Below are 12,672 nucleotides of genomic sequence, written 5' to 3'. Positions count from 1 at the left end.
GCTCCGCTTATGCCCGAGCCCTGCGATGTCCTTCCTCCTGCGCCGTCCCGCGTCCCTGCTCTGTCTGTCGGTTGCTCTCGCCCTGAGCAGCTGTGCCAGCCCGCCTACCCGCCCAGCGACGGCCGTGGAGGCCACGGTCACCACCCGCGCCGTCGGTTACCTGGCCGATCATGCCGTCCCTGCCAGTCTGGACCTGGTGCCCCCACCGCCCGTCGCGGGATCGGCCGGCTTCGCCTTGGACGAGCAGGTCAGCCGTGAGGCGCGTGCACTGCGCGGCACGGCGCGTTTCACCCAGGCCACGCGCGATGCGGAACTCGCTTTCCCGGTGGGTGCCAGTCAGTTTTCCTGCGCCATCGATCTGGACGTCGACGCACAGCGCACACCGGCGCTGTACCGCCTGCTGGAGCGCAGCCGCATTGACGCCAGTGCGGCCACGCGCGCGGCGAAGAAGCACCATCAGCGGCCGCGGCCCTTCATGGTCAACAACGAACCCACCTGCACGCCGGACGACGAAGAGGGCCTGCGCAAGAACGGTTCATATCCCTCCGGCCACACCTCGATCGGCTGGGCCTGGGCGTTGATCCTTGCGGAAATCGCGCCGGATCGGGCCGATGCCATCATCGCCCGGGGCCGCAACTACGGCGAAAGCCGCCTGGTGTGCAACGTGCACTGGCAGAGCGACATCCTGGAGGGACGCTTCATGGGCGCAGCGGCGGTGGCCAGGCTGCACGACAACGCGGCCTTCCAGTCGGATCTGCTGAAAGCGCACAAGGAAATCGCCGCAGCCCGCAAGGCGGGACAGCACGCCAGCCGTGACTGCGCAGCGGAAGAAGCCGTGTTGAAGGTACGGCCCGCCAGCGCGCTCTGACGGCGATGCCGTGACAGGGGCTCGGGTTCCGCCCGCCATGCGGACGGAACCCGAACCTTGTCTGCTTGTCAGAACTTCGCGGTGAACTCGACGCCGAACGTACGCGGTTCGTTGATGAAACCGGTCAGGTTGTTGAAGTCGATCGCACCGACCACCCGGACCTGATCGGTCAGGTTGCGACCGAACACGGCCACGTCGTACTGACCGTAATCCCAGTTGTAACCCAGGCGCAGACCCCCTTCCAGCGAGCTGCGGCTACGGAACTCCGGCGACTCGTACAGGAAGAAGTTGACGGGGCCCTTGTACGCCCAGTCGGTGTACACGTAGAACTCGCTGGCATCGTTGACCGGGAAGCCGGCACGCAGGGTCAGGTTGTGGATCCACTTCGGCGCCTGCGGCAGCGAATTGCCGTTGACCAGCGCGTAGGTGCCGCCGTTGATGACCGTGGTCGGATCGGTGATGGTGCAGCCGCCGCCGCAGATCGCCACCGCCAGGTCGGGGTCCTTGATCTCGGTGTCGTTGTAGCTGCTGCCCAGGGTCAGCAGCACGTTGTCGGTCAGGTACGCTTCGAAGTCGAGCTCGAAGCCCTGGCCGATGGTCTTGTCCGCATTGAGCAGGGTGGCGGTGTTGTTGCTGCCGCCCACGGCGATCAACTGCTGGCCGTCCACGTTGTAACGGAACACGCTGAAGCCCAGACGCGCACGACGGTCGAACAGGTCGGCCTTGATGCCGGCCTCATAGGAGATGACCTTCTCCGAATCGGCCTGGGTGACGCCACCGAAGGCAAGCCGGCCCTGGATCGACGGCGCGCGGAAGCCCTTCGCAACGCGGGCGTAGGCGTTGATGTTGTCGGTGAGCTGATACACGCCGCTCAGGTCCCAGCTGACATCGTCGACATCGCTGTTGGCAACGTAGGGGCCACTGACGGGTGTGCCGCCCGGTACGGCCTGCAGCACGCTGGCGGTGAAGTCCTTCTTGTCCTGGGTGTAGCGCACGCCGGCACGCAGCTTGAAGCGATCGGTGACGTCGAAGTCGCCGGACGCGAAGGCGGCCCACGCCTTGTTGCGCTGCTGCTGCACGGCATGGCCGGTCTGCGGATTGCCCGGGGTCAACGAGTCGTAGTTGAAGCTGTCGATGGTCACGTCTTCATCGAAGTAGAACACGCCCGCCTGCCAGTCGAAGCGGCCCCATTCGTTGGATTCGACGCGGAATTCCTGCGTCCACTGGCGGTGACTCGGCAAACCGTCAGCCGACTCGGACGGGAACGGAATGAAGCCCGGACCCGAGTTGCCGGCGCCAAGGAACGCCGCGCCGTAGCCGCCGTCGATGTCACCGTGGTTGAGCGATTCAGCGGTTTCATACCCGGTGATCGAGTGCAGGGTCACCCGGCCGAGGTCCCACTTCAGGCGCGCGCTGCCACCCCAGGTTTCCAGATCGGAGAAGTTCTGCCCGTCGGTGGACACTTCATCGCGGTCGAAATTTTCCACCAGCTGGTTGCTGCCCGGCTGGATGATGTTGGCGCGGAACAGGCGGGCGGTGCCGTTGAGTTTGCGCTTGTGCAGGTTGAACAAGCCTTCGAACGCATCACCTTCGTACAGGAACTGCACGCGGGCGGCGGCCTCGTCGTAGCCTTCGAAGCCCTGCGCCGGCGCGTTGTCGCGCGTATTGGTAACCCAATCGTCGCGGCGCTGGTACAGCGCGGATACGCGCGCGGACCAGCGGTCGGTCAACGGACCACCGTAGGCACCCTGCGTGTTCCAGGTGTTGTAGCTGCCATAGGCCACCTTGACGTAGCCATCGGCATCCTGCGAAGGACGCGCCGAATCGAACTTGACCACGCCGGCCGGCGTATTGCGGCCGAACAGCGTGCCCTGCGGACCGCGCAGTACTTCCACGCCGGCCAGGTCGAACAGCGGGAAGCCCTTCAGCAGCGGACTTTCCTGCACCACGTCGTCGTACACCAGCGAAACCGGCTGCGAGGCATTGAGATCGAAATCGGTGTTGCCCAGGCCACGGATGTAGAAGCGCGGGAAGGCACGGCCGTAGGACGATTCGATGTTCAGGCTGGGCACGCGTCCGGCGAGGAAGCGGATGTCATCGCCCGCCGAACCGAGTACATCGAGCTTTTCACCCTGGATGGCGGTGATCGCCACCGGTACGTCTTTCGCGTTTTCCACGCGGCGCTGGGCGGTCACCGTCAGCGCGTCGAGGGCAACGGGATCCTTGCTGGCGGGGGCTTGCTGGGCAACCGCAGACAGCGGCAGCAGGGCGGAAAGCGCGAGAACGAGCGGACGCACGACCGGTCGGCGGTCGTGGACGGAACGGTTCGGGGACATGGCGGTAGGCTGTGTTGGGAGGGGTGGTGGAACGGCGCTACCAGATAATTGTTGCAATACAACACGCCGGCCGCAAATGCCGGTCGTTCATGGCCGCTGCCGGGCAACGCCGTGGACCGCTAGACTCGCGTTTTCCTCCCCTTTGGACGCGCAGCGATGAACCAGTGGTACTTCCATGTTCCCGGCCAGGCCGACCGCGTGGGCCCCTTCGATGACCAGGCCGCGCGCCGTTACGCGGCCGCTGCGCCGCAAGCCTTGGCCTGGTGCCAGGGCATGAGTGGCTGGATGGCGATCCGCGATGTGCCGGAACTGCGCTCGGACGTTCCGGGGATGACCAGTGCGCCACCCCCGGTACCGGGCGGCGCAGCGCGCGGCCAGCGCGCCGATGACATCGACTTCCGCATCGTCGGCCATGAAATGCAGTTCGTCGAGATCGAGCTGGACCCCGGCGAAAGCGCGATCGCCGAGGCCGGCGCACTGATGTTCAAGGATTCGGCGGTGCAGATGGACACCGTGTTCGGCGACGGCTCGCACAGTGGCCAGGGCGGCGGATTCATGGGCAAAGTCATGTCCGCCGGCAAGCGCGTGCTCACCGGCGAGAGCCTGTTCGCCACGCTGTATACCCACACCGGCCACGGCAAGGCCAAGGTTGCTTTCGCGGCGCCTTACCCTGGCACCGTGCTGCCGATGAAGCTGGACGAGCACGGCGGACGGCTGATCTGCCAGAAAGACAGCTTCCTGGCCGGCGCGCGCGGCGTGCAGATCGGCGTGCAGTTCCAGCGCAAGATCATGACCGGCCTGTTCGGCGGCGAGGGCTTCATCATGCAGAAGCTGGAGGGCGACGGCTGGGTGTTCATCCATGCCGGTGGCTGCGTGGTCGAGCGCGATCTGGCGGCTGGTGAGCGCCTGGACGTGGATACCGGCTGCGTGGTCGCCTACCACGCCAGCGTGGACATGGACGTGCGCCGCGTGGCCGGCATCAAGAGCATGGTGTTCGGCGGCGAGGGCGTGTTCTTGGCCACCCTGACCGGCCCGGGCAAGGTGTGGCTGCAGTCGCTGCCGTTCTCGCGTCTGGCTGGCCGGATGTGGATGGCGGCCCCGCAGGGCGGCGGCCAGAACCGCGGCGAAGGCTCGGTGCTGGGCGGGCTGGGCCGGATGCTGGACGGCGACAATCGCTTCTGAAGGGAATGACGCGCGCTTCCGGTAGTGACGGCCGCTGGCCGTCAATCGTGTGCAGGACTGTGACGGCCAGCGGCCGTCACTACCGGCTGAATGCGAGCAGCGGCTGCTCCCGCAGTGGCTCTCCCCTTCGCTATGCTGGCGCCCTTTCCTGTTGCGTTGCCCAGCCGATGACCCTGTCCCGCACCCGTGTGATGTTGTCTGTTGCTCTGCTCGGCCTGCTGGCCGGCTGCGGCGGTGAAAACGCGCGCCCTGCCCCGCCGGCCACGCCCACCGTGGTGCCGTCCGCCAAACCGGTGAAGATCGGCATCGCCTTGGGCGGTGGAGCGGCCAAGGGCTTCGCCCATATCGGGGTGATCAAGATGCTGGAAGCCAATGGCTTCGAGCCGGTCGTGGTATCAGGCACCAGCGCAGGCAGCGTGGTCGGTGCACTGTATGCCAGCGGCATGGATGCGTTCGAGATGCAGACCAAGGCCGTGGCGCTGGATGAGGCCAGCATCCGCGATGTGCGGCTGTTCTCCGGCGGGCTGGTGCAGGGCCAGAAGCTGCAGGACTACGTCAACCAGCAGGTCGGCAACAAGCCGGCGGAACGGCTGAAGAAGCCCTTCGCCGCCGTCGCCACCAACCTGGAAACCGGTGAGCGCGCGGTATTCGTGCGCGGCAACGTCGGCCAGGCCGTGCGCGCGTCCAGCAGCATTCCGGGCGTGTTCGAACCGGTGAAGATCGGCCAGAACAATTTCGTCGATGGCGGCGTGGTCAGCCCGGTGCCGGTGGATGCGGCGCGCCAGCTCGGCGCCGAGTTCGTCGTCGCCGTGGATATCTCCAGCAAAGCCAGCGGCCGCACGCCGACCGGCATGCTCGGCATCGTCAACCAGTCCATCGCGATCATGGGCCAACGTTTGGGCGAGCAGGAACTGGCACGTGCGGACATCATCATCCGCCCGCGCGTGCTGGATATCGGCGCTTCTGATTTCAGCCAGCGCGGCAAGGCGATCCTGGAAGGCGAGAAAGCCGCCATGGCGGCGATGCCGCAGATCCGCGCGAAGATCGAGCAGATCCAGCGCGCCCGTGCGGCCGCCCTGCTGCCGCCGCCGAAGCCGAAGTGCGACGAGCCCTCGCGCGTGGGCAAGTTGATGGGCCGCAAGGCAGATTGCTGACGCGGTAGCGTGCAGCCACCATCCGTAGCGCCGGGCCGTGCTCGGCGGCTGTTGCCTTTGCCGCTGCGCTCGCCGAGCGTGGCTCGGCGCTACCGGGCACCGTCGGCCTTTGGTAGCGCCGGGCCGTGCTCGGCGGCTGTTGTCTCTGCCGCTGCGCTCGCCGAGCGTGGCTCGGCGCTACCGGGCACCGTCGGCCTTTGGTAGCGCCGAGCCGTGCTAGGCGGCTGTTGCCTTTGCCATCCGCCGGGTCAGCGCGGCTTGACGTGGCCTGCCGCGCGGCGCCGTTCCATGCGCTGGGTTTCCTTTGACTGGGCGTGGCGCTGCGCGCTGAGCTGCAACTGCTCCATCGCATCGTCCGGCAACCACAGCTGCTGGCTGCCGCGTGTCAGCGCCAGATACGCCGCGCGCACCGGACTGTGCTGCTGGCGTGTGTCATAGCCGGTGACGAAGCAGCAGGCGGACATGGACACCCTGTCGAACTGCAGGTTCTTCGCATGCTGGGCCAGACACAACACGACCGTCGCGCCCTGTTCTGGAACGAGCGTGGCCAGCAGGCGCTCCAGCGCCGCACTGTCGAACCCACTTGAGAACAGCACCGGTATGTCCGCCAGGCCGCGCTCTTCGCAGGCCTCGACGAAGCGTTCCCAGCGGTGGGACGATTCGCCACGGCCGACGCTGCGCCACGCCTCGATCGGCGCCTGCGCCTCTTTGTGCAGCACACGTGCCGATGCCGGATGGACATGCACGCGGGCGCCCTGCTCCATCAACTGGTGCGCCTCCTGCAGCAGCCGCCACAGGCTGCCGTAGATGCGCGCCCCGTGTACGGGCACCTGTGACCAGGCCGTGTAGCGACGCACACCCGTAGCGCGGTCGCTCGCCCCCATGAAGCGTTCACTGGTGCCGCCCAGGTCGTCCAGCGCCAGCGACTGATTCACCAGTCCATCGACCTGGCTGCCCTGACGTACCGATTGACTCATTTCCAGCATCTTCGATGACGACCAGCGCGAGGCGCGCCCGACCAGCCGCTGATGCGGATCGCCCAGGCTGACCACGCCCGGCGCATGGCGCGCCAGCACGTCCTTCCAGGCCGGGCTGAGCTCATGCGCTTCGTCCACCAACAGCATGCCCAGTTCCACCGGCGGCGCCACGCCCTGCAGCCACAGCCACTTGCCCAGGTGGCCGGTGTTGAGGCTCAGGCAACCGCCCTTCTGCACGGCAGGGTCGAACATGCAGCGCCACACGTGTTCGGCGGCCGCCACGTAGGGCGCGGCATCAAGCATCGCCCACGGCAGTGAGCGGTCGAAATGCACGGCCTGCACCTGCGCTGCGGAGGACGCGCACCAGCGGTTGATGCCGTCCAGCGCGGTCATCAGCACCTGCTCGGGCACGCGCTGGCCGATACCCTGCACACCGATGCGACGGGCGATTTCCCACAGCGGCACCGTGCTCAACCGGTAGGTCGGCACGAAGCCCTTGCTGCGTCCACTGCGCGCGGCCTGCTGCACCATCAGGTTGGCCAGTTCGATCTGGGTCAGCAGGCGCGTGGCGGCCTCGCTGGGCATGCGTGGGCGGAAGGCCTCCACCTGCCCCCGCGAAGGCGCGATGTAGGTGTAACGGCCGGGCCGCGCATCCATCAGCGCCAGCACCAGATGACTCTTGCCAGTCCCTGCGTAGGCCTCCAGATCGATCAGCTCGTCCGGATTTGCGGCGATGGCACGCAGCACACGGGCCTGTTCCGAGGTGTACAGGCCGTTGCGCTCGATGGCCGGTACCGCTGCTTGGCGATCCTCTTGGTCGGCTTCCGGATCGGCCTGCTCGTCCTCATCGTCCGGCGCCGCCGTAGCCGGGTAGCGGATGGTGTGCTCGGCCAGCGTGGTCAGGCACGCCGCCTGGAAATCGGCGCCAGGATAGGCGGCAGGCGACTGCACGATGAAGGCATCGACGACCTCGTCCGGTGCCAGCAGCACGCCGTGCGCTGCCAGATCCTGCAGCCATGCATCGAGATCGGGCTGTCCCGCACCCCCCTTGCCGGCCAGCTGCGCGGCCACCGCACTGCCCTCGCCTGCCGCGAACAGCGCACAGGCGTCGTGCAACAGGCGTTCAAGCTGGCCGACCGACTGCGGCTGGGTGCGGCACAGCGAAGCGGCCAGCAGGCCGGCCTGTTCCAACGGCGTCGCCGGCGGTGTGCCACGTGCCAGGTGCTGGGCCAGTGAGCGCCGTCGCAGCGGCAGGAAACGGGTGGTGAACGAAAAGTGCGCGGTATCGGGCATATCAAGGTTCGAAAGAGGTGCTGCAGCCAACGCCCCTGTTCGACGCTACCGCTGGCGACGATGCTCGGCTACCGCAGCCCCGCCGTCAAACGGGCTCATTCAAGTTGGGACCGAGGCGGCGCGCGGGAAGTCATCCAGTCGCGTCGTAGATGTACCCGAAAGGGGCGGGGCGATGACGAAAAGGCAGCCAAGCCGTTGGCCTCATCGACCCTCAGTGCATGAGCCGTTAAGCGGTGCCGGACTTCGCAGTTTTCCTCATGGACGCAGGCACTTGGCGTTGCGCAGGATGACCACGCTGGAGCCACGGGGCTGCAGCCGGGATTGCCATCCTGTTCGCGTCCATAACCGTTGACTCTGTTCTGCCCCCGGGGGCACGGCGGAGAATGCACTGCATCGCCTATCGGTTTCATGGCAGGCGATGCGGGGGATCCCTGATCCGCCGGTTTATGGTTATTGGACGCCCGGTATGGCAACCCGCATCGCCCGCCACCTGTTGCCCCTTCGGCGCAGGTGGCCTCACTGCGAGGTTCTGCCGTTGACTCCCGACCACCCCCTCAGCTCCGCGCATCTTGCCTCCCTGCTGGGCGAGCAGATTCACGACGTGCCGCAGAAGTTCATTGAAACGCTGGAACGCCGTCTGCAGCAGTACGCCACCGAGCATCCTGCGAGCACACGCCTGACCCACCTGACGCTGGTGCCGTCGCTGCCCGCACCGGATACAGATCCGTCCGCAGAGCTGGAGCGCGTGGGTAAAGTGGCCGTACCGATCCGCGTGATGCAGGCACTGGACGCCGCGCTGGAGATCCTGCACGCCGAGCACATTGCACGCTGCGATGGCGATACCGCGTCGCTGCTCGGCGAGCATCTGGTGGATGGGCTGCTGGTCGCCGGGCGCGAATTGATCAAGGCCTCCGCCGGGCAGCAGTTGGACGCGCGATGAGCGTGGGTGGCGCGGCGAGCATCGCGACGCGTTGGGGAGTAATGCCCACCACCCGGCCTGCGTCAGCTGTGCATCAGCGGCGCTGCACGCGCCGGCACATCCTGCTCGCGCTGCAGCTGCTGGGCCTGCTCGCGTTCTTGGTGCATATCCAGAGCTGCAAGCTGCTGGAACGACTGCTTCGTTGACGTCGAGGTCGCCTGCTCGGTAGGCATGTGCGCACGCTGGTGCGCGGGGTCGCCCGGGTCACCCTGCACCACGAAGACCCGCTCACCCGCCGCCGTTTCCGTGCCGCGCACGCTCAGCAGCACATGGTCCACACGCTCCAGCCCACTGCTGACAGCCAGCGTGGTCAGGCTGGCCACCATGCGGGCGCTGTGCTGGTCCGGCGCCCGGCCCAGGCGTGCATCCAGCGCGTGCACGCCCTCAATGCATTGCTGGTACAGCGCATGACGTGGGTGTTCGGGTTCGGTGGGATCGGCAGCCCCCGTGATGCGCGCCTGCATCGTCGCGCTCGATGGCTCTTGCACTGGGCTTGCATCGGTGAACAGCCACGGGCTGGCCTGGATCGGGCGACTGCGGTTAGGGTCGTCGGGATGGAACTGCGTGCGCAGCTGTTCACGCTCCTGGCGCAGCGCCCGCCTGTCGTTAAGTGCTTCGATCAGCGCCGGGTCGGTTACCGGCAGCTTGATCGCGATCCGCGATTCGATCGGCGCCTGTCCGCTCCATGTGCCGGACTCGGCGTGGAAACTGTAGGTCTTGCCGTCGCGGTCAATCTTGTCGGGATCGGAATTGGGCGTTGGAAACAGGCCTGCGTTGGTCCGGGCCAGGCCCATCGCCGCCACGTATGCGGTGGCGTCGAGTTTTTCATCGTTCTAGCGGTGGGCGAGGTTCTCGGTGGTGCTTGCGCCACGGGTGAGTCCCAGCAACTGGTTGTCCAGCATCATCGACCAGACCTTCTCCGCCTCGGGTTCGCCTCCCTGGCGGCGGGCGGCTTCGAGCAGCTGACGTGGCGTCCAGGCGTTGGGATTGATGCGTCGCTCGTCGAACGCTTCATCATGCGCCTGCTGTATGTCCCTAGCCGGAAGATTCAATGCCAGGTCGGCTCTGCCGCCATCGAATTGTGCCTCTCTTAGCGCCACATCCTTCCGCATCAGGTCCACGCCGTAAGCATGCCATTCTCGCTCACCGAACGTGATGCCATCACGGCGTGCTTGAGCATCGGCGAACAGGTTCGCCGTGGCACCGGGACCGTTGTCGTTTCGCACTACGCCCAGTGCAAGAAGTCCATAACCATCGTTCCCGCTCTTTTGCGCAAGATAGTTGAAGTAGAGCTCGCGATTTTCATCCTTGGCGTACTCTTTGAGAATGTCCAAGTCTTTTCTGGTCAGACCTGTCATGGTTTCGACTCCCTGTCTTTGTTCTTCATTGACGCAGTGAGTAGGTCGCGAGCGCGCGCCTCAATCTTTTGCCAGGCTCGCATGCCCTCTCGGGGATACTTGATCCTGACAAGTGTATCCAGTTCGGCAACAACGAAAATGTGCTCGCAGCGCGCGACGCCGAAGGATGCATTTTTGACCATTTTTCCGTCGCGATATTCTACGCCGGAGTCCGTCACCGCCCTCGGCGTGCACTTGATCACCGTCTGAACCTCTCCGCCCTTGTCGCGTGCGAGGAACCAGTCGGTGTGCCAACCGGGTTGCATGATGGCGGCACTCTCACGCTTCCCGTTGCTGCGGTAGTACTTACGTATGGATTCCATATCTATGTAGTACGGCGTCAGTCCGTCAAAGGACGCCCCCTCGATCCGGGAATCCAAGGAATCCTCAGGGCTGTTCTTGCTGTCGGCGCCGCGGTCGTAGGACAGGCGGAGTGGCACCTGCACATCCACCCGGTCGACGTAGTTGTAGTTGATGGTTACAGTCCGCACCGATATGTCAAATGTCAGTCCCATCCGCTCCCCCGGCTTGAACGGTTGCAGCGATGGGTACTCCAATGCCAACGCGTAGCTGCCATCGTGCTCGGCGCCGATCTGGTTGTAGAAATAGTTCTGCGGGATCTCCAGCAGATAGGGCCCCAGGCAGGCCTGCTTCAACGGCGGCGGCTCCTTGAATGGATCCTGCGGCCCGACGCTGCGGATACGCGTGCAGCCTTGCTCGTTGGTCTGCGTCGTGGCCACCGCGTCCTGCCGCGCGCACGCCAGCAGCGGCAGCATCAGGCACAGGACGCATCCAAGTTTGATCATCAGTTTCACGGTAGCGCGTAACTCCCGTCCTGGAGTGGGTGAATGCACGATGCACTTCTGCAACTATGAACGAAGCCTGCAACGCAGGGCAAAGCCGAGCACGCCATGCTTATTCCAGCTGCGCCAGCGGCAGCGCGCGGAAGGGCTTGACCGTGCGCAGCACGAAGCTGGAGTTGACGTCCGCCACGCCGGAGGCGTTGAGCAGCTTGTCCAGCAGGAAGTTGGAAAAATGCTCCAGGTCGCGCACATAGATCTGCAGCAGGTAATCCATGTCACCGGTCAGCGCATGGCAGGCCACGACCTCATCCCATTCCACCACACTGTCGGCGAAGCGGGCGATGGCGGCCTGGTCGTGCTTTTCCAGCTGCACGCGGACGAATGCCTGCAAACCCAGACCGATCAGCTTGGGTGCCAGCCGCGCGCCATACCCGGCGATGATCCCTTCGCCTTCCAGCCGCTGCAGACGCCGCAGGCAGGCCGAGGGGGACAGGTTCACCCGCCCGGCCAGCTCGGCATTGGGGGCGCGGCCGTCGCGCTGGATCTCCGCCAGCAGCCGTAGATCCGTGCGATCGAACTGGACTTCAGCTGCCATTGCTGCCTCGCAACATGGGATGTGCGCAATGATATTGCGCCATGTCGGCTTGAACGCGCAACTTTGCAACCCTGTTGCGCGCCCCCTGCCCTAGCATCGACACATACCCGTCAGGAGTGGAACCCATGGACCAGAGCATCCCCCGCCGCGTCGAGCACCAGCAGACCGACAAGGGCTATGTGCCGGTCTATACCACGGCCATTGTGGACCAGCCCTGGGACAGCTACAGCGCTGATGACCATGCGACCTGGGCGACGCTGTTCGAGCGCCAGCGCGCGCTGCTGGTCGGCCGTGCCTGCCAGGAGTTCCTTGATGCGCAGGATGCGATGGGCATGAGCGCCGACCGTATTCCGCGCTTCGAACAGCTCAACGAAGCCTTGGCGGCGGCTACCGGCTGGACGCTGGTTGGTGTCGAAGGCCTGCTGCCGGAGCTGGATTTCTTCGATCATCTGGCCAACCGCCGCTTCCCGGTGACGTGGTGGATCCGTCGCCCGGACCAGATTGATTACATCGCCGAGCCGGACATGTTCCATGACCTGTTCGGGCACGTGCCGCTGCTGATGAATCCGGTGTTCGCCGACTACATGGAGGCTTACGGCCGTGGCGGCGTCAAGGCGCATGCACTGGGCCCGGACGCGCTGCAGAACCTGACCCGGTTGTACTGGTACACGGTGGAGTTCGGGCTGATCAACACACCCGAGGGACTGCGCATCTACGGCGCCGGCATCGTGTCGTCGAAGGGCGAGTCGCTGTACTCCCTGGAATCGGCCGCTCCCAACCGCATCGGCTTCGACCTGGAACGCATCATGCGCACGCAGTACCGCATCGACACGTTCCAGAAGACCTACTTCGTGATCGACAGCTTCGAGCAGCTGATGCAGGCCACGGCCCCGGACTTCACCCCGATCTATGCGGGATTGGCCGAGCAGCCGCAGCTGCCGGCTGGTGATGTGCAGGCTGACGACCGTGTGTTCCAGAAGGGCACGGGCGAAGGCTGGGCGACGGGCGGCGACGTCTGAGGTTGTGGGTGTGCGGTGTGGGTGGTGGTGATTGGTTATGCCGACTGGTTACGTCGGTCGGCTCTACCG

At 65.7% G+C, this 12,672-nt stretch carries 11 protein-coding genes; 5 read left to right on the top strand and 6 right to left on the bottom strand.

Annotation, left to right across the window (positions count from 1 at the left end; all coding sequences use genetic code 11):
* Nucleotides 1-25 precede the first annotated feature (25 nt).
* A complete protein-coding gene (locus ICJ04_RS00275) occupies nt 26-868 on the top strand; it encodes a phosphatase PAP2 family protein (protein ID WP_188325591.1) in 843 nt (280 codons plus the stop codon).
* 68 nt (nt 869-936) lie between these two features.
* On the opposite strand, the gene ICJ04_RS00270 is transcribed toward ICJ04_RS00275, so the two are convergent.
* The gene (locus ICJ04_RS00270; RefSeq protein WP_188325590.1) at nt 937-3,204 is read right to left on the bottom strand and encodes a TonB-dependent receptor; all 2,268 of its coding nucleotides are present in this window, start codon (nt 3,202-3,204) and stop codon (nt 937-939) included.
* Between the two features lie 156 nt (nt 3,205-3,360).
* Here ICJ04_RS00270 and ICJ04_RS00265 point away from each other — a divergent pair, with 156 nt between their 5' ends.
* Nucleotides 3,361-4,386 carry a TIGR00266 family protein gene (locus ICJ04_RS00265; protein WP_188325589.1) on the top strand — a complete coding sequence of 342 codons (1,026 nt, stop codon included), beginning with the start codon at nt 3,361-3,363 and terminating at the stop codon, nt 4,384-4,386.
* A gap of 167 nt (nt 4,387-4,553) precedes the next feature.
* The gene (locus ICJ04_RS00260) at nt 4,554-5,540 is read left to right on the top strand and encodes a patatin-like phospholipase family protein (RefSeq protein ID WP_188325588.1); all 987 of its coding nucleotides are present in this window, start codon (nt 4,554-4,556) and stop codon (nt 5,538-5,540) included.
* Between the two features lie 248 nt (nt 5,541-5,788).
* Here the strand turns inward: ICJ04_RS00260 and ICJ04_RS00255 are convergent, their stop codons facing one another.
* The gene (locus tag ICJ04_RS00255; RefSeq protein ID WP_188325587.1) at nt 5,789-7,810 is read right to left on the bottom strand and encodes a hypothetical protein; all 2,022 of its coding nucleotides are present in this window, start codon (nt 7,808-7,810) and stop codon (nt 5,789-5,791) included.
* Between the two features lie 535 nt (nt 7,811-8,345).
* Here ICJ04_RS00255 and ICJ04_RS00250 point away from each other — a divergent pair.
* Entirely contained in the window at nt 8,346-8,750 is a 405-nt protein-coding gene (locus ICJ04_RS00250) for a hypothetical protein (protein ID WP_188325586.1), read from the top strand.
* A 62-nt stretch (nt 8,751-8,812) separates the two neighbouring features.
* Here ICJ04_RS00250 and ICJ04_RS18190 read toward each other — a convergent pair whose 3' ends face one another.
* The 4 genes from ICJ04_RS18190 to ICJ04_RS00235 all read right to left on the bottom strand — a co-directional run bounded on the left by ICJ04_RS18190 (nt 8,813) and on the right by ICJ04_RS00235 (nt 11,584).
* Complete coding sequence (locus tag ICJ04_RS18190; protein ID WP_223202941.1) at nt 8,813-9,583, bottom strand: XVIPCD domain-containing protein; 771 nt, start codon at nt 9,581-9,583, stop codon at nt 8,813-8,815.
* Between the two features lie 39 nt (nt 9,584-9,622).
* Complete coding sequence (locus ICJ04_RS18185) at nt 9,623-10,147, bottom strand: hypothetical protein (protein WP_223202940.1); 525 nt, start codon at nt 10,145-10,147, stop codon at nt 9,623-9,625.
* A complete protein-coding gene (locus ICJ04_RS00240) occupies nt 10,144-11,001 on the bottom strand; it encodes a hypothetical protein (RefSeq protein WP_188325585.1) in 858 nt (285 codons plus the stop codon). The genes ICJ04_RS18185 and ICJ04_RS00240 overlap by 4 nt, the downstream gene beginning before the upstream one ends.
* A gap of 100 nt (nt 11,002-11,101) precedes the next feature.
* Entirely contained in the window at nt 11,102-11,584 is a 483-nt protein-coding gene (locus ICJ04_RS00235; RefSeq protein WP_188325584.1) for an Lrp/AsnC family transcriptional regulator, read from the bottom strand.
* 125 nt (nt 11,585-11,709) lie between these two features.
* Here ICJ04_RS00235 and phhA point away from each other — a divergent pair, with 125 nt between their 5' ends.
* Nucleotides 11,710-12,603, top strand: coding sequence for a phenylalanine 4-monooxygenase (gene phhA / locus ICJ04_RS00230; protein WP_188325583.1), 894 nt, complete (start codon nt 11,710-11,712; stop codon nt 12,601-12,603).
* The last annotated feature ends 69 nt before the right edge of the window (nt 12,604-12,672 follow it).

This window comes from Stenotrophomonas sp. 169 (genome assembly GCF_014621775.1).
Taxonomy (GTDB): domain Bacteria; phylum Pseudomonadota; class Gammaproteobacteria; order Xanthomonadales; family Xanthomonadaceae; genus Stenotrophomonas.
This window is presented reverse-complemented; position numbering and strand designations above follow the sequence as displayed.